The following is a 22,913-nucleotide window of genomic DNA, read 5'->3' on the forward strand; positions in this document are numbered from 1 at the left end:
GCTCCTCACAGCGTCAGGCAGCAAAACAAAAGCTGCAAGCGAGTAGAACCCGGCTTGCAGCTCAAGACGTGGAGCGGTCGCGCTTATTCCGAGGACAGCAAGTCCATGGTGTGGCGATCCATCATCTCCAGCGCCTTGCCGCCACCGCGTGCAACGCAGGTCAGCGGGTCTTCAGCGACGATAACCGGCAGGCCGGTTTCCTGCGACAGCAGCTTGTCCAGATCACGCAACAGCGCGCCACCACCGGTCAACACCAGGCCACGCTCGGCAATGTCGGACGCTAGCTCTGGCGGCGATTGCTCCAGCGCGCTTTTTACCGCCTGGACGATAGTCGCCAGGGACTCCTGCAGCGCTTCGAGCACTTCGTTGGAGTTCAGGGTGAAGCTGCGCGGCACGCCTTCGGCCAGGTTGCGGCCACGCACGTCGACTTCACGCAGTTCGCCACCGGCATACGCAGTGCCGATTTCCTGCTTTATGCGCTCAGCGGTGGATTCACCAATCAGCGAACCGTAGTTGCGACGGACGTAGGTGATAATCGCTTCATCGAAACGGTCGCCACCAACGCGGACGGATTCGGCATAAACCACGCCGTTCAGCGAGATCAGCGCGATTTCAGTGGTACCACCACCGATGTCGACGACCATCGAACCGCGGGCTTCTTCAACCGGCAAACCGGCGCCGATAGCAGCGGCCATTGGCTCTTCGATCAGGAACACTTCACGGGCACCGGCACCGAGGGCCGATTCCCGGATGGCACGGCGCTCCACCTGGGTGGATTTGCACGGTACGCAGATCAGCACGCGCGGCGACGGCTGCAGGAAGCTGTTTTCGTGAACCTTGTTGATGAAGTACTGCAGCATCTTCTCGCAGACGCTGAAGTCGGCGATCACGCCGTCTTTCATCGGACGAATGGCGGCAATGTTGCCGGGGGTACGGCCGAGCATGCGCTTGGCTTCGGTTCCGACCGCCACAACGCTCTTCTGGTTACCGTGGGTACGGATGGCGACCACGGACGGCTCGTTCAGCACAATGCCGCGTTCGCGAACATAAATCAGGGTATTGGCAGTGCCCAGGTCAATCGACAGATCGCTGGAAAACATGCCACGCAGTTTTTTGAACATGGGATAGGGACCCTAGGCAACGCGTGGGTAAAGGCGAAGCGCGGTAAAGGCGCTGCTAAAAAGTGCGGCAAACTCTAACAACGGCAGGGATTTTGAGCAAGGCACCAATATGTTAGATTGCCGGTTTTTCAGGGCTTTAAGGCCCATCATCGCGACCTTTGACCACCACCTGTCAATATCTGTTCCCTGCGCACCTGTGCATGGCGACCCGTTCACATTTCCAAAGGCGGCCAGCAAATGCGCTGCTTCATATAGGGAGAAACCTGATGGCGCTTGAACGCTCCGACGTGGAGAAAATCGCTCATCTGGCCCGACTGGGCCTGAATGAAGCCGATATCCCGGGTACCACCGAGACCCTCAACAACATTCTCGGCCTGATTGATCAGATGCAAGCGGTCAATACTGACGGCATCGAACCACTGGCTCACCCACTGGAAGCCACTCAGCGCCTACGCGCCGACCAGGTCACCGAACGCAACCAGCGCGAGGCCTATCAGGCCATCGCACCCGCCGTGGAAAACGGCCTGTACCTGGTTCCGAAAGTCATCGAGTAAGGGATAAGCCAAGCCATGCATCAATTTACCCTGGCCGAGATCGCCCGCGGACTCGCCGACAAACAGTTTTCGTCTGAAGAGCTGACCCGCAGCCTGTTGGCGCGCATCGCCCAACTCGACCCGCAGCTCAATAGCTTTATCACCGTCACCGAGGAGCTGGCCCTGAGCCAAGCCACTGCGGCTGACGCCCGCCGCGCCAACGGCGAGAACGGCGCCCTGCTCGGCGCACCAATGGGTCACAAGGATCTGTTCTGCACGCAAGACGTGCTGACCAGCTGCGCCTCAAAGATCCTCACCGGTTTCAAGGCCCCCTATAACGCCACCGTGGTCGAGAAACTCGCCAGCGCCGGCGCCGTGACCCTAGGCAAGCTGAACATGGACGAATTCGCCATGGGCTCGGCCAACGAATCCAGCCATTACGGCGCTGTGAAAAACCCCTGGGACCTGACCCGCGTACCGGGCGGCTCTTCCGGCGGCTCGGCTGCAGCTGTGGCGGCACGCTTGCTGCCTGCGGCGACCGGCACCGACACCGGCGGCTCAATCCGCCAGCCGGCAGCGCTGACCAACCTCACCGGGATCAAGCCGACCTACGGCCGCGTCTCGCGTTGGGGCATGATCGCCTACGCCTCCAGCCTCGATCAGGGCGGCCCACTGGCGCGCACTGCAGAAGACTGCGCACTGATGCTGCAAGCCATGGCCGGTTTCGACACCAAGGACAGCACCAGCGTTGATCAGCCGGTTGATGACTACTTAGCAGCGCTGACTCTGCCGCTTGCAGGCCTGCGCATCGGCCTACCAAAGGAATACTTCGGCACAGGTCTGGACGCGCGCATCGGCGAAAAGGTGATGGTGGTGGTCGAAGAGCTAAAGAAGCTCGGCGCAACCATTAAAGAAATCAGCTTGCCGAACATGCAGCACGCGATACCCGCCTACTACGTAATCGCCCCAGCTGAGGCCAGCTCCAACCTGTCGCGTTTCGACGGCGTGCGCTTCGGTTACCGCTGCGAGAACCCGGTGAATCTGGAAGACCTGTACAAGCGCTCACGCGGCGAAGGTTTTGGCGCGGAAGTGAAGCGCCGGATTATGGTCGGCACCTACGCGCTGTCCGCTGGTTACTACGACGCTTACTACCTCAAGGCGCAGAAAATCCGCCGCCTGATCAAAAACGATTTCGTTGCTGCCTTTAATGAGGTTGACGTGATCCTCGGCCCCACCACGCCAAACCTGGCCTGGAAGCTCGGCGAGAAGAACAACGATCCGGTCGCCGCCTACCTGGAAGACATCTACACCATCACCGCTAACCTGGCCGGCATCCCCGGCCTGTCGATGCCTGCCGGCTTCGTCGATGGTTTACCGGTCGGCGTGCAGTTGCTCGGCAACTACTTCCAAGAAGGTCGCCTGCTCAACGTCGCCCACCAGTACCAACAGGTCACTGACTGGCACACACACGCACCGAGCGGATTCTGAGGACGACTGACATGCAATGGGAAACCGTAATCGGGCTGGAAATTCACGCCCAGCTCAGCACCCAATCGAAGATTTTTTCCGCCAGCGCCATCGCCTTCGGCGCCGAGCCCAACACCCAGGCCAGCCTGGTTGACCTCGGCATGCCTGGCACCCTGCCGGTACTGAACGCCGAAGCCGTGCGCATGGCCTGCAAGTTCGGCCTGGCAATTGATGCCGAAATCGCCCCGCACAACATCTTTGCGCGCAAGAACTACTTCTACCCAGACCTGCCCAAGGGCTACCAGACCAGCCAGATGGACCACCCCATCGTCGGCAAGGGCTTCCTCGACATCACCCTGGAAGACGGCACGCAGAAGCGCATCGGCATTACCCGCGCGCACCTGGAAGAAGACGCCGGCAAGAGCCTGCACGAAGACTTCCACGGTATGAGCGGCATCGACCTCAATCGCGCCGGTACGCCGCTGTTGGAAATCGTCTCCGAGCCTGACATCCGCTCAGCCAAGGAAGCGGTGGCCTACGTCAAGGCAATCCACGCACTGGTACGCTACCTCGGCATCTGCGACGGCAACATGGCCGAAGGCTCGCTGCGCTGCGACTGCAACGTCTCGGTGCGCCCGGTAGGCCAGGCCGAGTTCGGCACCCGCGCCGAGATCAAGAACGTCAACTCGTTCCGCTTTATCGAAAAAGCCATCAACCATGAAGTGCAACGCCAAATCGAACTGATCGAAGACGGCGGCAAAGTGGTGCAGGAAACTCGCCTTTACGACCCGAACAAGGACCAGACGCGCTCCATGCGCAGCAAGGAAGAAGCCAACGACTACCGTTATTTCCCCTGCCCGGACCTTCTGCCGGTGGTGATTGAGCAGAGCTTCCTCGACGAAGTGTGCGCCACTCTGCCGGAGTTGCCGGTCGAGAAGCGCGCACGTTTCGAGCGCGAGTTCGGCCTGTCCGCCTACGACGCCGACGTACTGGCCGCCAGCCGCGAACTGGCTAACTACTTCGAAGCCGTCAACACCGTGTGCAGCGACGCCAAACTAGCCGCCAACTGGGTGATGGGCGAGCTGTCCAGCCTGCTCAACAAGGACAACCTGGACATCGAGCAGTCGCCGGTATCCGCCGAACAGCTGGGCGGCGTGATCCTGCGCATCAAGGACAACACCATCAGCGGCAAGATCGCCAAGATGGTCTTCGAGGCCCTGGCCGCCGGTGAAGGTGCAAGCGCTGACGAAGTGATCGAGAAGAAAGGCCTCAAGCAGGTCACCGACTCGGGCGCCATCGAAACCATGCTGGACGAAGTACTGGCCGCCAACGCTGAACAGGTTGAACAGTACCGGGCTGCGGATGAAGCCAAGCGCGGCAAGATGTTCGGCTTCTTCGTCGGCCAGGCCATGAAAGCCTCGAAGGGCAAGGCCAACCCCGGCCAGGTGAACGAACTGTTGAAGAAAAAGCTCGAAGCTTGAGCCTTGTAGCACGACACAACGCCGGGTCTACCCGGCGTTGTTTTGTCCGCCCTCCACATTCAGGGACCGCTATGCGCCTGTTACTGATTGCCATCACCAGCTTGCTGCTCAGCGCTTGCGCCAGCCAGGGCCAGGTCGACCCGCAGGGTTACCGCGCCGAGGGCCAGGCGTCCTATTACGGCGCACGGCACCACGGCAACAAGACCGCCAGCGGCGAACGCTTTGACCAGAATGCACTGACCGCTGCACACCGCACTCTGCCGTTTGGCAGCCGCGTGCAGGTGACCAATCTGCGCAATGACAAGACAGTGGTGGTACGCATCAACGACCGCGGCCCCTACGCCAAGAAGCGTATCATCGACCTCTCGCAAAAAGCCGCCGAACAGCTGGATATGCTGCGCGACGGCGTAGTGCCGGTGCGCGTGGAACAACTGGCCGACTGAACACAGCTGTTTACAAAGAAGCCATGGACAGCCCGGCCTAGCCTCTGGCGTAACGCAAGCCGATGATTAAACTAGCGCCACTTTTATGGAGCCCCTTGCAATGACCCTGATGACCTTTGTTTATCTGATTGCCGGCCTAGTGCTGCTGGTGGCCGGTGCAGAAGTGCTGGTCCGCGGCGCAGCCAAATTGGCGGCGCAATTCGGCATTCCGCCGCTGATCATCGGCCTAACTGTGGTCGCATTTGGCACCAGCGCACCGGAAACCGCCGTCAGCGTGCAAGCCGCCCTGAATGGCAGTGGCGACCTGGCGATTGGTAACGTGATTGGCAGCAATATCGCCAACGTCCTGCTGATTCTTGGCCTGACCGCGGTGGTTGCACCGCTGATCGTCTCGCGCCAGCTGATCCGCCTGGACGTACCGATCATGATCGGTGCCAGCCTGGTGGTTTATGCCCTGGCCTGGGACGGCAGCCTCAGCCGCCTCGACGGCGCCCTGCTGTTTGCCGGCGTTCTGGCCTATACCGGCTTCCTGATTATCAGCTCGCGCCGCGACAAGAGCAGCAATGAGGATGACGAGTTTGCCAAGGAGTTCGGCCTCAATGAGCCGGCCAAACCCTACGCCTGGGTAATTAATCTGGGGCTGATCATTGCTGGCCTAGTGCTGCTGGTCACAGGCTCCAACTTTCTGGTCGAGAGCGCCGTCACCATGGCCCGCGCCCTGGGCATTTCGGAACTGGTGATCGGCCTGACCGTGGTCGCCGTCGGCACTTCGCTGCCGGAACTGGCCACCTCGATCATGGCCGCCATCAAGGGCGAGCGCGATATCGCCGTGGGCAACATCGTCGGCAGCAACATCTTCAACCTGCTCTGCGTGCTCGGCCTGGCCTCGATGGTATCGCCGCAGGCGATCAACGTCGCAGCCAACGCCCTGGCCTTCGACTTCCCAGTAATGATCGCTGTGGCCGTGGCCTGCCTGCCGATTTTCTTCGCCGGCTACCGCATCAACCGTTGGGAAGGCCTGCTGTTCCTCGCCTACTACGTGGCCTATACGGTCTACCTGGTGCTGTCGTCGACCGGCCGCCCGTTCGCCGAGGTCTTCGGTGACGCCATGCTCGGCTACGCCCTACCGCTGACTGCTGTAACCCTGGTGATCATCGCCGGCCGTGCCTGGCACAAGCAGAAAGCCTGACGGTCCATTGGGAAGAAACCGCATGAGTGACAGCCACGCACAAGGCCTAAAAGTCCGCCGCGAAGTGATGGGCGATGCCTTTGTCGACCGCGCCCTGGGTAACGCAACGGACTTTACCCAGCCGCTGCAGGACTTCGTTAACGAACACGCCTGGGGCGGGGTGTGGACCCGCGACGGGCTGGACCGCAAAACCCGCAGCCTGATTACCCTGTCCGCCCTTACCGCGCTGAAATGCCCGCAGGAGCTCAAGGGCCACGTGCGCGGTGCGCTGAACAATGGCTGCACGGTCGAGGAAATCCGCGAAACCCTGCTGCACTGCGCGGTGTATGCCGGCGTGCCGGCAGCCATCGACGCCTTTCGTGCGGCCCAAGAAGTGATCGACGACTTCCAGCAGGCCTGATCGCAACAAAATAGAAAGCCGGGCATTGCCCGGCTTTTTTATGCCCGCGCGACAGCTAGATCCAACCGGCCCACTGCAGCACAAACAGCCCGAGGTTGGTGGTCACCACCGTGGCCAGGGTTGTCAGCACGATGATCGCCGCCGCCAGCTGATGATTGCCGCCCACTGCCTTGGCCATGACGAAACTAGCTGCGGCGGTTGGGCTGGCAAAGTACAGAAAGAGAATCGCCAGATCGGCATCACGAAAGCCCCACAGCCAGGCGCCCAGGGTGGCTACCAGCGGCAACCAGAGCACCTTCATCAGACTTGAACTGATCGCCATGCCACTGCTCTCACGCAGTGATTCCAGGGTCAGGGTGCCACCAATGCAGATCAGCGCCAGCGGCAGGCTCATCTGCGCAAAATATTCCCCGGAAGTCAGCAACCAGTCCGGCAGCGAAATTTGCCAGGCGGCAAAGGGAATGGCCGCCAGCACGCCGATGATCAGCGGATTGCTGAGGATATTCTTGGTCAGACTCCAGACATCGGTCTTGGCCTCTGGGCTGTAGATCGCCAGCACAATCGCCGACAGGGTGTTGTAGCTGAGGATGACTACTCCGCCGAGCACCGCACCGACCGACAGGCCGTAATCACCGTACATGTTGGTGGCCAGCGCCAGACCGATAATGCCGTTGTTGCCGCGAAACGCACCCTGGGTGTAGATGCCACGATCAGCCTCCGGGCAACGCAGGATCGCCCAGCCCCAGGCGAGCAGAAAGCAGCCCAGGGTCGCCAGCACAAAATACACCAGCAAGGCCGGCTGCAAGGCGGTGCGCAGATCCGCCTGGACGATGCCGAGAAACAGTAGGGTGGGCAGCGTGCCGCGAAACACCAGCGCCGATGCGGTGTTGATAAAGGCCGCATCAATCAGCCCCAGACGTTTGAGCGCCACGCCGAGAAACAGCATGGAGAACACCGGGGCGGTAACGCTGATGGTTTGCTGAACGACGGCGAGCATGACAGCCCCTGACCACTTAGATAGGGGGCTAATGATAGCAAGGCTGCCTGACGGAAAGCTTTCAGCAGCCTTTCATGCGGAAAAAAACGTCGGTAGCATTTTTTAACGTCGCACAGCGACAGTCCGCAGGGTGGCCGCCACGGATGGCAGGCCATAGAAATAACCCTTAGCGGCGTACCGGGCGTTTCTGCAATTTGCGCTGCAAGGTCCGCCGATGCATGCCAAGGGCACGGGCAGTGGCGGAGATATTGCCTTCATGCTCGCTGAGCACGCGCTGGATGTGCTCCCACTGCAGGCGATCCACTGACATCGGATTTTCCGGCACCAAGCTATCCAGGTCGGCATGCTGGGTCAGCAGCGCGGCCAGCACATCGTCGGCATCGGCCGGTTTGCACAGGTAGTTGCAGGCGCCACGCTTGATCGCCTCCACCGCTGTGGCAATGCTTGAATAGCCGGTGAGAATCACCACGCGCATTTCGGCGTCCAGCTCCAGCAGCTTGGGCAGCAGCACCAGACCGGAATCACCTTCCATCTTCAGGTCAACCACGGCGTAGTCCGGCAGGTCCTGCACGGCCAGGGCAAGGCCTTCCTCAGCGGAACCGGCGGTCGACACACGCAAGCCACGTCGGCTCATGGCCCGCGCCATGACGCGGGTAAAAGTCGGGTCATCGTCAACCAGCAACAGGTGCGGTTGTTCGTCGCCTTCGAACAGGATTTCGTCACTCATACTCAATGCTTCCTCAGGCTCGGCCGTAGGCGCGCGGCAGTTTCAGCTCGGTGAGCGTGCCGCCTTCTTCATGGTTATACAGTTTAACCGTGCCGCCGGCACGGGTGACGCTGGCCTGACTGAGGAACAGGCCCAGACCAAACCCCTTGCCCTTGGTGGTGAAAAACGGCCGCCCCAGCTGCTCGGCAATCGCCAGCGGCACACCGGCACCAAAGTCACGAATGCTAAAGCGCAGCCACTGGTGATCCCAATCCAGGCGAATATCCAGCTTGTCCGGGCAGGCGTCGGCGGCGTTGTTCAGCAGGTTGAGCAACGCCTGGGTCAGATCGGCCGGCGGCATCATTTTTGGAGGGGTGCCACGGCCCAGGCATTGATAGCGATAACTGGCTTCAGGGCGCATCAGGTGCCAGCGATTGAGCGTGGTTTCCAGCCATTCGACTGACGACAGCTCGATCACTGCCTGACGGCGATCCGCTTCGGCGGCACGCACCAGGTGCTGCAGGGTTTCTTTGCACAGCTTGACCTGCTCCTGCAGCACGGCCAGGTCTTCCTGCAGGGTCGGTTCCTGATGCTCGCGGCGCAGTTCCTTGATCAGCACGCTCATGGTCGCCAGCGGCGTGCCCAATTCGTGCGCCGCACCCGCCGCTTGGGTTGCCACGGCGAGCAGTTGCTGGTCACGCAAGCCTTCTTCCCGGCGCTCAGCGCGCAGCTCTTCCTGACGGCGCAGCTCTTCGGCCATCTTCGCCACGAAAAAGGTGATCAACCCGGCGGCCAAAGCAAAGCTCAGCCACATACCGTAGATCAGCAGGCTCTCACGCGGGCCTGACGGCAGGTCCAGCGGATGCGACCAGACCAGCAGAAAGGTATAACCTCCCAGCGCCAGCCCCGAGAGAGTAATGGTATAGAGCCAGGGCAAGGTCGCTGCGGCAATCGTCAGCGGCACCAAGTAATAAGAAACGAAGGGGTTGGTCGAACCACCCGAGTAATACAGCAACAGGCTGTGGATGATCAGGTCGCAGCCCAGTTGCACCGCGTACTCCTGCTCAGTCACCGGCCAGGGGCCGCGCAAACGCAGCGCCGTCAGCAGGCACAGCACCAAGGAGATGCCAAGGGTGACACTCAGTTCCAGCCAGGGCAGCGGTAACGCACCCGACTTGTACGCCAGCCCCACAGAACCAGCTTGCGCGGCCAGCACCAGAATGCGGATCAGGGTCAGGCGCCAGAGGTTTTGCCGGCTCGCCGACAGTAGCTGCACAGGTGCGAGCATAGAATCTCCAAGATGCTCATTTAGCGAGCCGCAGGAGTATAACCAAGCCTCTCTACGCCTCACTGCGGCAACACGCCGCAGCACGCACCCTGTAGAGCAAAAGAGCACGCAGCCACGCTTATTCGCAACCAGTTGAAGCGCAAGGAATAACTGGCCGTAAAAATGTGGAACCGGATTTAACCCGTTCAGTCTGATAGCTACGTCTACCCTCTGGAAAGCCGCGCATACCCCATGCGCCCATCACACAAAGGAATCGTCATGCTGCCATTGTCCCGCCTCGCCACCGCCCTGCTACTGAGCGCCACCACCCTGATGAGCGCTACAGCCATGGCCGAAGAAGCGCGCTACAACCAGGTCGCTCTGCGCGCCGAGGTCAACAAGGAAATCGCCCACGACCTGATGCACGTCACCCTCTACAGCGAAGCCCAGGACAGCGACCCAGCCGCCCTCGCCGCGCAGATCAGCAAAACCCTGAATGCCAGCATCGCTCAGGCGCGCAAGGTCAAAGGCATCAGCGTTACCTCCGGCAGCCGTAACAGCTACCCGGTTTACGATGACAAGGGCCAGAAAATCACCGCCTGGCGCGAGCGCGCCGAGCTGCGCCTGGAAAGCGCCGATTTCAGCGCGCTGTCCAAGCTCACCGGGGAAATGCTGCAAACCCTGAAAATGGGCGGGATGAACTTCAGCATCGCCTCGGACACCCGTAAAACCCACGAAGATGCGCTGCTCAAGGACGCCGTGGCAGCCTTCAAGGCCCGCGCGCAATTGGCCACCGAAGCCCTCGGCGGCAGCGGTTACAAGCTGGTCAGCCTGAGCCTGAATACCGGTGGTTTCCAGCCACCTATGCCGATGCGCATGGAGGCCATGAAAGGTGCGGCGATGATGGATGCGGCGGTGACGCCGGAGATCGAAGCCGGCACCAGCCAGGTCAACATCAACGCCGACGGTGTGATCGAAGTGCAGATGCCATAAAAACTGCTACAAACAGAAGCAGCGCCGTTATCCGACGATAGCGGCGCTTTGCCATGTTTTTCTCGCACTTTTATAGATATGCGACACCAACATACTGTTGCATCGTCATTCCTGTTCTCTCTGCGACATGTCACTTGCCTACGGCATACGCCCTGCATAGTTTCTCCCAAGGTCTCCACAAGAGGCCCCTCAGGATCACAACCACAATAACCATGAGGTCACTATGCGTAAGAACGCCGTCATCCAGGCTTTACTCGCCGCTGGGCTGATCGCCAGCACGCCACTTGCCAGCGCCGCCGGCAACCTGGTGTTCTGCTCCGAAGGCAGCCCCGCCGGGTTCGACCCTGGCCTGTACACCACCGGCACCGATTTCGATGCTGCCGCTGAAACCGTGTTCAACCGCCTGAGCCAGTTCGAACGTGGCGGCACCAAAGTCATCCCCGGCCTGGCCGAGAAGTGGGACATCAGCGAAGACGGCCTGAGCTACACCTTTCACCTGCGCCCAAAGGTGAAATTCCACACCACCGAATACTTCAAGCCGAGCCGCGACTTCAACGCCGATGACGTGCTGTTCACCTTCCAGCGCATGCTCGACAAGGACCACCCCTTCCGCAAAGCTTACCCGTCGGAGTTCCCCTACTTCACCGACATGGGCATGGACGCGAACATCGCCAAGATTGAAAAACTCGACGACATGACCGTCAAGTTCAGCCTCAACGAAGTCGACGCCGCCTTTATCCAGAACCTGGCAATGAGCTTTGCCTCGATCCAGTCCGCCGAATACGCCGACAGCCTGCTCAAGGCCGGCAAAGCCGCTGACATCAACCAGAAGCCCATCGGCACCGGCCCATTCGTGTTCAGCCGCTACCAGAAAGATGCGGTGATCCGCTTCAAGGGCAACAAGGAATACTGGCAGCCGGATGAGGTGAAGATCGACAACCTGATTTTCGCCATCAACACCGACGCCTCGGTGCGCATGCAGAAGCTCAAGGCCGGCGAATGCCAGGTCACCCTGTTCCCGCGCCCGGCGGATCTGGACGCGCTGAAAAAAGACCCGAACCTGGACATGCCCGAACAGGCCGGCTTCAACGTCGGCTATATCGCCTACAACGTGACCCACCCGCCGTTCGACAAACTCGAAGTGCGCCAGGCGCTGGACATGGCGGTGAACAAGCAGGGCATCATCGACGCGGTGTACCAGAGCGCCGGCCAGCTGGCGGTCAACGGCATGCCGCCGACCCAATGGTCGTATGACGACAGCATCAAGGACCCCGCCTACAACCCGGAAAAAGCCAAGGAGTTACTCAAGGCCGCCGGCGTCAAAGAGGGCACCGAAATCACCCTGTGGGCCATGCCGGTACAGCGCCCGTATAACCCCAACGCCAAGCTGATGGCCGAAATGCTGCAAAGCGACTGGGCCAAGGTGGGCATCAAGGCCAAGATCGTCAGCTACGAATGGGGTGAATACCTCAAGCGTGCCAAGGCCGGCGAACACGACGCCATGCTGATCGGCTGGAGTGGCGACAACGGTGACCCGGACAACTGGCTGGGCACCCTGTACGGCTGCGACGCAGTGGACGGCAACAACTTCTCCAAGTGGTGCCATGCCGACTACGACAAGCTGGTGAAAGCGGCCAAGCGCGTGACCGATACTGCAGAACGCACCGAGCTGTACAAGCAGGCTCAGGTGATTCTCAAGCGTGAAGTGCCGATCACCCCGATCGCCCACTCCACGGTCTACCAGCCGATGAGCAAGAAGGTCGTGGACTTCAAGATCAGCCCGTTCGCGCTGAATTCGTTCTACGGCGTCGGCGTCAAGTAACAGCGGTTCTCGACCATGCTGGCGAGCGGCTTACCCCGCCACTCGCCAGCCGGACAACGGCGGCCTACCCGGCTGCCGTTTGCTGGCTCCGTATAACCCGAGGATTACGCTGATGACTGGACCGACCTGGCCCGACCTAACTACCAGGCACTCTGCTGCCTGCTGCACCCCGCCTGCCACATGCGCGCTCGACCGGCACCTGGCTGCCGAGCCACTCACCGCACTACAACAGCGTCCGGCCATGCAGCCCGATGCACGCTCACCTTTTTTGGAGCATTGACCCGCATGCTGCTCTTTATTGCCCGACGCCTGCTATTGCTGATCCCCACCTTTTTCGGTGTCACCCTGTTGACCTTCGCGCTGATCCGCATGATCCCCGGCGACCCAGTGGAAGTGATGATGGGCGAACGCCGCGTCGACCCGGTGATGCATGCTGAGGCCATGGAGCGCCTGGGCCTGAACAAACCGCTGTATGCCCAGTATTTCGACTATATCAGCCAGCTGGCCCAAGGCGACCTGGGGCAATCGCTGCGTACCCGGGAAAGCGTGTGGAGCGAATTTCTCACCCTGTTTCCCGCCACCGTCGAACTGGCCCTGGCCGCCCTGCTGTTCGCCGGCACCCTTGGGCTGATCGCAGGTGTGATTGCCGCTCTCAAACGCGGCTCACTGTTCGACCATGGGGTAATGGGCATCTCGCTGGCCGGCTACTCGATGCCGATTTTCTGGTGGGGCCTGCTACTGATCATGTTCTTCTCGGTATGGCTGAGCTGGACGCCCGTGTCCGGGCGCATCGACCTGCTCTACGACATCCCGCCGGTCACCGGTTTTATGCTGATCGACACCCTGCTTTCCGGTGAGGAAGGCGCCTTTGTCGACGCCCTGCGCCATCTGATCCTGCCGGCCATCGTGCTCGGCACCATTCCACTCGCGGTCATCGCCCGCATGACCCGCTCGGCGATGCTCGAAGTGCTGCGCGAGGATTATGTGCGCACCGCCCGTGCCAAGGGCCTGTCACCGGCACGCGTGGTGTTTGTGCATGGCCTGCGCAACGCACTGATCCCAGTGCTCACGGTGTTCGGCCTGCAGGTCGGCGCGCTGCTGGCGGGCGCGGTACTGACCGAAACCATCTTCTCCTGGCCGGGCATCGGCAAATGGCTGATCGAGTCGATCGGCGCGCGTGACTACCCGGTGGTGCAGAACGGCATTTTGCTAATCGCCTGCCTGGTGATCCTAGTCAACTTCGTGGTGGACATCCTCTACGGATTGGCTAACCCACGCATTCGCCATCAGCGCTAAGAACCTGCCCATGGCCTGCTGCGCGTCGGCGATACGGCGTCAAAACCAGCTTCGGAATGCTCATGTGCAGCAGCACACTCCGCTTCCTCAGCCGCTTTTTCCTTGTCTCGCGCTAGCTCGCGAGGCCATGCACAGGTTCTACGGAGCCCACTATGACAACTGAAACCCTAAGCACCAGTCTTGATCAATCGCTGCTCTACCCTTCACCGCTCAAAGAGTTCTGGCAGGCCTTTGCCCACAACAAGGGCGCAGTCGCCGGGCTGGCCTTTATGATCCTGCTGGTGATCTGCGCGCTGTTTGCGCCCTGGATCGCCCCGCACGACCCCAGCGAGCAATACCGCGAGTTTCTGCTCACCCCGCCAGCCTGGTTGGAAGGTGGCCAGCTGCAATTTCTACTGGGCACCGATGAAGTCGGCCGCGACCTGCTGTCGCGGTTGATCCATGGCGCGCGACTGTCGCTGCTGATCGGCCTGGCCTCGGTGCTGATGTCGCTGATTCCCGGCATCCTCCTGGGGCTGGTCGCCGGCTTCTTTTCGCGCCTGCTCGGCCCGTCGATCATGCGCCTGATGGACATCATGCTGGCCCTGCCCTCGCTGCTGCTGGCGGTGGCCATCGTCGCCATCCTCGGCCCAGGGTTGATCAACACCATCTTCGCCATCGCCATCGTCTCGCTGCCGTCCTACGTGCGCCTGACCCGCGCCGCCGTGATGGGCGAGCTGAACCGCGACTACGTCACCGCTGCGCGCCTGGCCGGTGCCAGCCTGCCGCGACTGATGTTTATCACCGTGCTGCCCAACTGCATGGCACCGCTGATCGTGCAGGCCACCTTGAGTTTTTCTTCGGCAATTCTCGATGCCGCTGCCCTGGGCTTTCTCGGCCTCGGCGTGCAACCGCCAACCCCTGAGTGGGGCACCATGCTGGCCTCGGCGCGCGACTATATCGAGCGCGCCTGGTGGGTGGTCAGCCTGCCGGGCCTGACCATTCTGCTCAGCGTGCTGGCAATCAATCTGATGGGCGACGGGCTGCGTGATGCACTCGACCCGAAACTCAAGAATGCACAGTGAGGAACCCCGCATGAGCCTATTGGATATCAAAAACCTCAGCGTGCGTTTCGGCGACGCCACGGCCATCCCGGTGGTCGACGGCCTCGACCTGTCCGTGGAAAAGGGCGAAGTGCTGGCGATTGTCGGTGAATCCGGCTCGGGCAAATCGGTGACCATGATGGCGCTGATGGGGCTGATCGACGCGCCCGGCATCGTCAGTGCCGACGGCCTGCAATTCGATGGCACCGACATGCTGAGGCTTAAAGGCCGCCAGCGCCGGCATATCGTCGGCAAGGACCTGTCGATGATCTTTCAGGACCCGATGACCGCCCTCAACCCCAGCTTTACCGTGGGTTTCCAGATCGAGGAAGTGCTGCGCCAGCACCTGAATCTCAAAGGCCAGGCCGCCCGCCAGCGCGCACTGCAGCTGCTCGACCGGGTGGAAATCCCTGCCGCCGCCAGCCGCCTGAATGCCTACCCGCACCAACTGTCCGGTGGCATGAGCCAACGGGTGGCGATTGCCATGGCGATTGCCGCCGAGCCCAAATTGCTGATCGCCGACGAGCCGACCACGGCGCTGGATGTGACCATTCAGGCGCAGATCATGGATCTGCTGGTGGGCCTGCAACGCGAGCAGAACATGGGCCTGGTGCTGATCACCCACGACCTGGCCGTAGTCGCCGAAACCGCACAACGGGTCTGCGTGATGTATGCCGGGCAGGCGGTGGAAATCGGCAGCGTGCCGCAGTTGTTCGACGCGCCAACGCACCCCTACACCGAAGCACTGCTCAAGGCGATCCCGGAGCACAGCCAGGGCCAGCGCCGCCTGGCCACCCTGCCCGGTATCGTACCGGGCCGTTATGACCGTCCAGTAGGCTGCCTGCTGTCGCCACGCTGCCCCTACGCCCAGGCCAACTGCCGTGAACAACGGCCAAGCCTGGATGCCCATGACCGCGGCGCCGTGCGCTGCTTCTACCCGCTCAACCTGACTGCGGAGGTGGCCTGATGAGCGCCGTCCTGACTGCTCGCGACCTCACCCGGCACTACGAAATATCTCGCGGTCTGTTTAAGTCCAACGCTCAAGTGCAGGCGCTGAATGGCGTGTCCTTTGAACTGCAGGCGGGCAAGACCCTGGCGGTGGTCGGCGAGTCCGGCTGCGGCAAATCCACCCTGGCCCGCGCCCTGACGCTGATCGAGGAACCCAGCTCGGGCTCGCTGCAGATCGCCGGGCAGGAAGTGACCGGGGCCAACAAGGCGCAGCGCAAGCAGCTACGACGTGATGTGCAGATGGTTTTTCAGAATCCCTACGCCTCGCTCAATCCACGGCAAAAGGTCGGCGACCAGCTCGGCGAACCACTGTTGATCAACACTCAGCTGTCGCGTCTGGAACGGCGCGAGCGGGTGCAGGCAATGATGCAGCAGGTCGGCCTGCGCCCCGAGCATTACCAGCGCTATCCGCACATGTTCTCCGGCGGCCAGCGCCAGCGTATTGCCCTGGCCCGGGCGATGATGCTGCAACCCAAGGTGCTGGTGGCAGATGAGCCGACCTCGGCGCTGGACGTGTCGATCCAGGCCCAGGTGCTCAACCTGTTTATGGACCTGCAGGAGCAGTTCAACACCGGCTATGTGTTTATCTCGCACAACCTCTCGGTGGTGCGCCACGTTGCCGATGATGTGCTGGTGATGTACCTCGGCCGCCCGGTGGAAATGGGCCCCAGCGAGCTGATCTACAACCGCCCGCTGCATCCTTATACCCAGGCGTTGCTGTCGGCGACGCCGACTATCCATCCTGATCCGAGCAAACCGAAGATCAAGATCAGCGGCGAGCTGCCCAACCCGCTGTCGCCACCCAGCGGCTGCGCCTTCCATCAACGCTGCCCGCACGCCAGTGAACGCTGCAAGGTTGAACAGCCGGCACTGCGCCTGCTCGATGCGCGGCAAGTGGCTTGCCATCATGCCGAGCAGATCAATAGCTAAATAATGCGAGCCCCGCCCAGGCGGGGCTTATTCCTGCACCGGGCTCCTGTAGAACAACCTGTAACCCAGCAGTCCGGCTGCTTCATTTAGCAGCAAACTGTTCTGCCAGACCGCCTTGCTTTCTGGCAGCCAGCCGCCGGCAGGCCGGCCATTGGGCGTACCGAGAAAGCCCATCGGCGCGCTGATTACCTGCAAACCCGCCTGCTCGAAACTCCAGCGTGACCTGGGCATATGCCAGGCCTGGGTCACCAGCACCACGCGGGTAATCCCCGCCTGCTTCAGCAGCTCAGCGCTGTGGGTCGCATTCTCCCAGGTGGTACGGCTTAAGCCTTCCTGCCAACGCACCGGCACGTCGTAATCACGGGCCAATACGTCAGCCATCAAGGCCGCTTCACTGGGCGGTGCGCCAAAGTGCAACCCGCCACTGGTCAGCAGCGGCAAACCCGAGGTCTTGGCCAGACGAGCCGCGAAGCGCACCCGCTCCAACGCCAACAGACTGGGCTGATCCGCGCCCCAACCGGGGTCAGCCAGCTCACGCCCGCCACCCAGAACCACAATCACGTCAGCCTGCTGTGCCAGATCAGCCCATTGCCGCTCATTCAATGCCGGCTCGGTTTCCAGCACACGCGCCGAGTACTCGACCACCACCGGCAGGCTAAACAGCCACATACCGCCCAAGCCAACGACCAAGCAAGCCGCAGCCACACGCGGAAAACGCCGACGCAGCCACCAGGCGGCCAGCAGCAAAAGCAGGAACAGGCCTGGCGGAAGGAAGAACTGTTTGAGGATGTAGCGAATCGGCATTGAGCACCTCCATGGGTGCGCGCAGCCTACCGATGATTGCTCGCCCGAAACAACTGCGAGCCGCAGGCTTTGCAGGCCTGTACGCCATTGCCGGACTGCCAGCCCGCCAGGGTGCCGCACAGCGCGCAGCACAGCTGTAAACGGCGTTTAAGCAGGGGCTTGATCTTGCCGGGCAGCGCGGCGGTGGGTTTGTGGCCGGACCGGCCAATCTTACGTGAGTTTGGTAGTTGCTCAATCTGCGCCATTTCCTGCGCTGCGGCATGCCAGCCGCGCAGCCAGTCCAGGTCGCGATTCAGATAAGCGCGAATCAGCTCCATTTCCGCCGCCGTAAGCCCGCGTAGCTCAAGTTCCAGCGGCGGTTGTGCAGACAGTGCACTCAGGCTATCCGCCTCATCCAACGCCATGGCAAGGCGTTGCAGCAGCCGCTCATAGAGCCCGCCACCCGCTGCACCACGCCGAAACTCCGCCATCCTGCACCTCGCCCGGAGCAGGCTGCTGCTCCCTATAGCAAGCTTAGCGTTCGCGCTTTAACCGGCAGTACCTCGCGACAAACGGCGCGGCCGGCCAGGCGAAACAGACGAGCATGGCCAGGCCGCCATAGCTGGAGCGCAGCGCAATCAGGGTTTCCCTGAATAAGCGGGGCTCATGTATGCTACCGCGTTTCCCGCAAGCCCTTATTCCCAGCGCCGGTAGCCATGCAAGAACAGTACTCGCCCCGTGAAATCGAAGCCGCCGCGCAGTCCCATTGGGACGCGCAGAAATCCTTTGTAGTGAGCGAACAGCCGGGCAAGGAGACCTTCTACTGCCTGTCGATGTTCCCCTACCCGAGCGGCAAGCTGCACATGGGCCATGTGCGTAACTACACCATCGGTGACGTAATCAGCCGCTACCAGCGCATGCAGGGTAAAAACGTGCTGCAGCCCATGGGCTGGGATGCGTTCGGCATGCCGGCGGAAAACGCCGCGATGAAAAACAAGGTCGCGCCGGCCAAGTGGACCTACGAAAACATCGAGTACATGAAGAGCCAGCTCAAATCGCTGGGTTTGGCTGTGGACTGGACACGCGAAGTCACCACCTGCAAGCCGGATTACTACCGCTGGGAACAGTGGCTGTTCACCCGCCTGTTCGAAAAAGGCGTGATCTACCGTAAGAACGGCAGCGTCAACTGGGACCCGGTGGACCAGACCGTACTGGCCAACGAGCAGGTTATCGACGGCCGCGGCTGGCGCTCGGGCGCGGTGATCGAAAAGCGCGAAATCCCGATGTACTACTTCAAGATCACCGCTTACGCGGAAGAGCTGCTGAGTAGCCTGGACGAACTGGATGGCTGGCCGGAACAGGTCAAGACCATGCAGCGTAACTGGATCGGCAAGAGCTTCGGTGCTGACGTGGTATTCGACTATGACCAGGCCAGCGTCGGTATCGACGGCCAGCTCAAGGTCTACACCACCCGCCCCGACACCCTGATGGGCGCCACCTACGTCGCCGTGGCCGCCGAGCACCCGCTGGCGCAACGCGCCGCCGAGAGCAATCCGGCTATCGCAGCGTTTATCGCCGAATGCAAAGCCGGCTCCGTGGCCGAGGCCGACATGGCCACTATGGAGAAGAAGGGCGTTGCTACCGGGCAATTCGTTATTCATCCGCTCTCCGGCGACAAGCTGCCGGTGTTCGTCGCCAACTACGTACTGTGGGGTTACGGCGAAGGCGCTGTTATGGCCGTACCCGCGCACGACGAGCGCGATTTCGAATTCGCCAACAAGTACGACCTGCCGATCAAGCAGGTCTACACCGGCGAAGGCAAAGAATACGACGCCACTCAATGGCAGGACTGGTACGGCGACAAAGCCGGCCTGACCAGCATCAACTCCGGCAAGTACGACAACCTCGACTTCAGCGCCGCCTTCGACGCCATCGTCGCGGACCTGGAAGCCAACGCCCATGGCGCGCGCAAAACCCAGTTCCGCCTGCGCGACTGGGGTATCAGCCGTCAGCGTTACTGGGGCTGCCCGATTCCGATCATCCACTGTGACAGTTGTGGCGATGTGCCCGTGCCGGAAGACCAGTTGCCCGTCGTACTGCCCGAAGACGTAGTGCCGGACGGTGCCGGCAGCCCGCTGGCGCGCATGCCTGAATTCTATGAATGCAGCTGCCCGAAATGCGGCAAGCCGGCCAAGCGTGAAACCGACACCATGGACACCTTCGTTGAGTCGTCCTGGTATTACGCACGCTACGCCTCACCGCATTACACCGGCGGCATGGTCGACCCTGAAGCGGCCAACCACTGGCTGCCGGTGGATCAGTACATTGGCGGTATCGAACACGCGATCCTGCACCTGCTGTATGCGCGCTTCTTCCACAAGCTGATGCGTGACGAAGGCCTGGTGTCATCGAACGAGCCGTTCAAGAACCTGCTGACCCAGGGCATGGTTGTCGCCGAGACCTATTACCGCACCCTGGAAAACGGCGGCAAGGACTGGTTCAACCCAGCCGATGTCGAGCTGGAGCGTGACAGTAAAGCCAAGGTCATCAGCGCCAAACTGAAAAGCGACGGCCTGCCGGTGGAAATCGGCGGTACCGAGAAGATGTCCAAGTCGAAGAACAACGGCGTCGACCCACAGTCGATGATCGATCAGTTCGGTGCCGACACCTGCCGCCTGTTCATGATGTTCGCTTCGCCGCCGGACATGAGCTGCGAATGGTCTGACGCTGGCGTTGAAGGCGCCAACCGCTTCCTGCGCCGCGTCTGGCGTCTGGCGCAAAACCATGTCAACCAGGGCATCGCCGGCGCACTCGACTTGGCCAGCCTGAATGACGAGCAAAAGGCCGTACGCCGTGCGATTCATCTGGCGATCAAGCAGTCGAGCTTCGATATTGGCCAGCACCACAAATTCAACACCGCCATCGCCCAGGTGATGACGCTGATGAACGTGCTGGAGAAAGCTGCACAAACCACAGCTCAGGACCGCGCTCTGTTGCAGGAAGGTCTGGAAGCGGTGGCGCTGCTGCTGGCGCCAATCACGCCGCATATCAGCCATCAGCTGTGGCAGGAACTGGGCCACGACGAGGCCATCATCGATGCCGCCTGGCCACAGGTGGATGAGTCTGCCCTGGTACAGGACAGCCTGACGCTGGTGATCCAGGTCAACGGCAAGCTGCGCGGACAGATTGAAGTGCCGGCCAGCGCAAGCCGCGAAGAGGTTGAAGCCAGCGCCCGCAGCAACGAGAACGTACTGCGTTTTACCGAAGGCCTGAGCATTCGCAAGGTCATCGTGGTGCCAGGCAAACTGGTCAACATTGTTGCTAACTGACTAGTCGCCAACTGATTAAGCTCGGCGCGACCGCACAACGGCGCGCCGCAAGACACGCCAAGGGGATAAAAGATGATCAAACGGAATCTGTTGGTAATTGGCCTGGCCACCCTGCTCAGCGCTTGCGGCTTCCAGCTGCGTGGCACCGGTGACGTGCAGTTCGCCCTCAAGGAACTGGATGTCAGCGCGCGCAACGCCTATGGCGAAACCGTCAACCAAGTGCGCGAAGTGCTGCAGAACAACGGCGTCAAGGTCTATCCAGGCGCACAGTACCGCCTGGTATTGAGCAACGAGCAGGAAAATCGCCGCGCCGCCAGCTTTACCAGCTCGGCCCGCACCGCCGAGTACGAGCTGAGCAAGACCCTGGAATACGAGATCCGTGGCAGCAAAGACCTGCTGCTGATGAGCGACAAACTGGAAGCCCAGAGCTTCTACACCCAGGACGGCAACAACCTGATTGGTGGCGACCAAGAGGCCGCTCAGCTGCAACAGGAAATGAACCGTGAGCTGATCCAGCAACTGGTCCAGCGCCTGCAGCAGATCAGCCCAGCGCAACTGGACCAGCTCCAGCAAACCGCAGAAGCCAAGGCTCAAGCCGAAGCCGATGCCCTGGAAGCCGCTCGCCAGCAACAGGCCGCGCAACCGCAGCAGTCGCCAATCCAGCTGCCGATTCCCGCCCAGTAAGCTCGCCGGGCCGCGCAAGCGGCCCCGCTCTGCGCACGCATGAAGCTTAACTCCGCACAACTCGGCAAACACCTGCAGGGCAACCTGAGCCCAGTGTATGTGGTCAGTGGCGACGAACCGCTGCTCTGCCAGGAAGCCACCGACGCCATTCGCGCGGCAACCCGCCAGCAGGGTTTCAGCGAGCGCCAGGTGTTCAACGCCGACAACAACTTCGACTGGGGCAACCTGCTGCAAGCCGGTGCCAGCCTGTCGCTGTTTGCCGACAAACGCCTGCTGGAATTGCGCCTACCCAACGGCAAGCCCGGTGACAAAGGCGCAGCCGCATTGCTCGAATACCTCGCCCGCCCCGCCGAAGACACCGTACTGCTGATCAGCCTGCCGAAACTCGACGGCAGCGCGCAGAAGACCAAATGGGGCAAGGCACTGATTGACGGCGCGCAGACGCAATTCGTGCAGATCTGGCCGGTCGACGCCAACCAGCTGCCGCAGTGGATTCGCCAGCGCCTGGCGCAATCGGGCCTCAGCGCCAGCGCCGAAGCGGTGGACATGATTGCCGTGCGCGTCGAAGGCAACCTGCTCGCCGCGGCGCAGGAAATCGAAAAACTCAAGTTGCTCGCCGAAGGTACGCAGATCGACGTCGACACCGTGCATGCCTCGGTTGCCGACAGTGCACGCTTCGATGTTTTCGGCCTGATCGATGCAGCCCTCAATGGTGAAGCCGCCCACGCCCTGCGCATGCTCGAAGGCCTTCGCGGTGAAGGCGTCGAGCCGCCGGTAATTCTCTGGGCTCTGGCCCGGGAAATCCGTCTGCTGGCCACCATCGCCCAGCAGTACAGCCAGGGCATGCCGCTGGAAAAGGCCTTCAGTTCCGCGCGTCCGCCAGTCTGGGACAAGCGCCGCCCGCTGGTCAGCAAAGCCCTGCAACGTCTGTCGGCCGCACGTTGGGCTGCGCTGCTGCAGGATGCCCAGCAGATCGATGCGCAGATCAAAGGCCAGGCGGCCGGCGATCCCTGGAGCGGCCTGAGCCTGTTGACGCTAAACATCTGCGGTCAACGCCTGGGCCTATCTCGCTAGCGGCCAAACCCTGGACTTTTAGCGGGGTGCGGATCATGCTTCGCCCGCCTGCGACGTGCAGGTCATTTGCCGAGGAAACGTCATGGCGAAGAAAGCCAAACGCGGCCCAAATAAGGCCAAATCCCTAATCGCCCAGCCACTGTTTCGCTCCCGCCAGGAAACACCCAGCAAAGGCAAAGGCAGCTACCGCCGCGAAGCCTCCCAGCAAAACTGGGAGGCTTCATACGTTCTGGCTGCCTGAAAAGCCCGCCACAGCCCGCATACCGCCTCAATCATGCTAAGGTTACGGCCTGCAAAATGTGCCGAGA

General features: G+C 61.5%; 22 protein-coding genes. 16 read left to right on the plus strand and 6 right to left on the minus strand.

What is annotated here, in order from left to right; all coding sequences use genetic code 11:
* Positions 1–83 precede the first annotated feature (83 nt).
* Entirely contained in the window at positions 84–1,121 is a 1,038-nt protein-coding gene (mreB, locus tag HBN63_RS09110) for a rod shape-determining protein MreB (protein ID WP_090255536.1), read from the minus strand.
* 266 nt (positions 1,122–1,387) lie between these two features.
* Between mreB and gatC the strand changes: the two genes are divergently transcribed.
* The 6 genes from gatC (at position 1,388) to pcaC (ending at position 6,634) form a co-directional block, all read left to right on the plus strand.
* Positions 1,388–1,675, plus strand: coding sequence for an Asp-tRNA(Asn)/Glu-tRNA(Gln) amidotransferase subunit GatC (gene gatC, locus HBN63_RS09115; RefSeq protein WP_160089142.1), 288 nt, complete (start codon positions 1,388–1,390; stop codon positions 1,673–1,675).
* Positions 1,676–1,690: 15 nt separating this feature from the next.
* Positions 1,691–3,142, plus strand: a complete 1,452-nt coding sequence (gatA, locus tag HBN63_RS09120; protein WP_170049176.1) for an Asp-tRNA(Asn)/Glu-tRNA(Gln) amidotransferase subunit GatA — start codon at positions 1,691–1,693, stop codon at positions 3,140–3,142.
* An 11-nt stretch (positions 3,143–3,153) separates the two neighbouring features.
* Positions 3,154–4,602, plus strand: a complete 1,449-nt coding sequence (gene gatB / locus HBN63_RS09125; protein ID WP_170049177.1) for an Asp-tRNA(Asn)/Glu-tRNA(Gln) amidotransferase subunit GatB — start codon at positions 3,154–3,156, stop codon at positions 4,600–4,602.
* Positions 4,603–4,673: 71 nt separating this feature from the next.
* Positions 4,674–5,045 (plus strand): septal ring lytic transglycosylase RlpA family protein, encoded by a 372-nt coding sequence (locus HBN63_RS09130; protein WP_170049178.1) that lies wholly within the window; start codon positions 4,674–4,676, stop codon positions 5,043–5,045.
* Positions 5,046–5,145: 100 nt separating this feature from the next.
* Entirely contained in the window at positions 5,146–6,234 is a 1,089-nt protein-coding gene (locus HBN63_RS09135; RefSeq protein WP_170049179.1) for a calcium/sodium antiporter, read from the plus strand.
* A gap of 22 nt (positions 6,235–6,256) precedes the next feature.
* A complete protein-coding gene (gene pcaC, locus HBN63_RS09140; protein WP_167147383.1) occupies positions 6,257–6,634 on the plus strand; it encodes a 4-carboxymuconolactone decarboxylase in 378 nt (125 codons plus the stop codon).
* 55 nt (positions 6,635–6,689) lie between these two features.
* Here pcaC and HBN63_RS09145 read toward each other — a convergent pair whose 3' ends face one another.
* The 3 genes from HBN63_RS09145 to HBN63_RS09155 form a co-directional block, all read right to left on the minus strand.
* Positions 6,690–7,631: an AEC family transporter gene (locus tag HBN63_RS09145; protein ID WP_170049180.1), complete on the minus strand. Its 942-nt coding sequence runs from the start codon at positions 7,629–7,631 to the stop codon at positions 6,690–6,692.
* A 166-nt stretch (positions 7,632–7,797) separates the two neighbouring features.
* Positions 7,798–8,358, minus strand: a complete 561-nt coding sequence (locus tag HBN63_RS09150) for a response regulator transcription factor (RefSeq protein WP_090255553.1) — start codon at positions 8,356–8,358, stop codon at positions 7,798–7,800.
* Positions 8,359–8,371: 13 nt separating this feature from the next.
* On the minus strand, positions 8,372–9,625 hold the full coding sequence (locus HBN63_RS09155; RefSeq protein ID WP_167147377.1) for an ATP-binding protein: 1,254 nt from the start codon (positions 9,623–9,625) through the stop codon (positions 8,372–8,374).
* A 258-nt stretch (positions 9,626–9,883) separates the two neighbouring features.
* Between HBN63_RS09155 and HBN63_RS09160 the strand changes: the two genes are divergently transcribed.
* From HBN63_RS09160 to HBN63_RS09185, 6 genes are all read left to right on the plus strand, one after another.
* Positions 9,884–10,597, plus strand: coding sequence for an SIMPL domain-containing protein (locus tag HBN63_RS09160; protein WP_170049181.1), 714 nt, complete (start codon positions 9,884–9,886; stop codon positions 10,595–10,597).
* Between the two features lie 223 nt (positions 10,598–10,820).
* Positions 10,821–12,419, plus strand: coding sequence for an ABC transporter substrate-binding protein (locus tag HBN63_RS09165; protein WP_170049182.1), 1,599 nt, complete (start codon positions 10,821–10,823; stop codon positions 12,417–12,419).
* Between the two features lie 285 nt (positions 12,420–12,704).
* Positions 12,705–13,715 (plus strand): ABC transporter permease subunit, encoded by a 1,011-nt coding sequence (locus HBN63_RS09170; RefSeq protein WP_170049183.1) that lies wholly within the window; start codon positions 12,705–12,707, stop codon positions 13,713–13,715.
* 152 nt (positions 13,716–13,867) lie between these two features.
* Positions 13,868–14,779: an ABC transporter permease subunit gene (locus HBN63_RS09175; protein WP_170049184.1), complete on the plus strand. Its 912-nt coding sequence runs from the start codon at positions 13,868–13,870 to the stop codon at positions 14,777–14,779.
* Positions 14,780–14,789: 10 nt separating this feature from the next.
* Entirely contained in the window at positions 14,790–15,764 is a 975-nt protein-coding gene (locus tag HBN63_RS09180) for an ABC transporter ATP-binding protein (RefSeq protein WP_170049185.1), read from the plus strand.
* Positions 15,764–16,735 (plus strand): peptide ABC transporter ATP-binding protein, encoded by a 972-nt coding sequence (locus tag HBN63_RS09185; protein ID WP_170049186.1) that lies wholly within the window; start codon positions 15,764–15,766, stop codon positions 16,733–16,735. Before HBN63_RS09180 ends, HBN63_RS09185 begins: the two co-directional genes overlap by 1 nt.
* Before the next feature lie 27 nt (positions 16,736–16,762).
* On the opposite strand, the gene HBN63_RS09190 is transcribed toward HBN63_RS09185, so the two are convergent.
* Positions 16,763–17,539 carry a YdcF family protein gene (locus HBN63_RS09190; protein WP_170049187.1) on the minus strand — a complete coding sequence of 259 codons (777 nt, stop codon included), beginning with the start codon at positions 17,537–17,539 and terminating at the stop codon, positions 16,763–16,765.
* Between the two features lie 26 nt (positions 17,540–17,565).
* On the minus strand, positions 17,566–18,009 hold the full coding sequence (locus HBN63_RS09195; protein WP_170049188.1) for a hypothetical protein: 444 nt from the start codon (positions 18,007–18,009) through the stop codon (positions 17,566–17,568).
* A 225-nt stretch (positions 18,010–18,234) separates the two neighbouring features.
* Here HBN63_RS09195 and leuS point away from each other — a divergent pair, with 225 nt between their 5' ends.
* The 4 genes from leuS (at position 18,235) to arfA (ending at position 22,846) form a co-directional block, all read left to right on the plus strand.
* The gene (gene leuS / locus HBN63_RS09200; protein ID WP_170049189.1) at positions 18,235–20,847 is read left to right on the plus strand and encodes a leucine--tRNA ligase; all 2,613 of its coding nucleotides are present in this window, start codon (positions 18,235–18,237) and stop codon (positions 20,845–20,847) included.
* Positions 20,848–20,919: 72 nt separating this feature from the next.
* Positions 20,920–21,531, plus strand: a complete 612-nt coding sequence (gene lptE, locus HBN63_RS09205) for an LPS assembly lipoprotein LptE (RefSeq protein ID WP_170049190.1) — start codon at positions 20,920–20,922, stop codon at positions 21,529–21,531.
* Positions 21,532–21,570: 39 nt separating this feature from the next.
* Positions 21,571–22,605: a DNA polymerase III subunit delta gene (gene holA, locus HBN63_RS09210; RefSeq protein WP_170049191.1), complete on the plus strand. Its 1,035-nt coding sequence runs from the start codon at positions 21,571–21,573 to the stop codon at positions 22,603–22,605.
* 82 nt (positions 22,606–22,687) lie between these two features.
* Entirely contained in the window at positions 22,688–22,846 is a 159-nt protein-coding gene (gene arfA / locus HBN63_RS09215) for an alternative ribosome rescue factor ArfA (protein ID WP_090255580.1), read from the plus strand.
* The last annotated feature ends 67 nt before the right edge of the window (positions 22,847–22,913 follow it).

The sequence above is a fragment of the Pseudomonas sp. WS 5011 genome (assembly GCF_012985775.1).
In the GTDB taxonomy this organism is placed as follows: Bacteria; Pseudomonadota; Gammaproteobacteria; order Pseudomonadales; family Pseudomonadaceae; genus Aquipseudomonas; species Aquipseudomonas peli.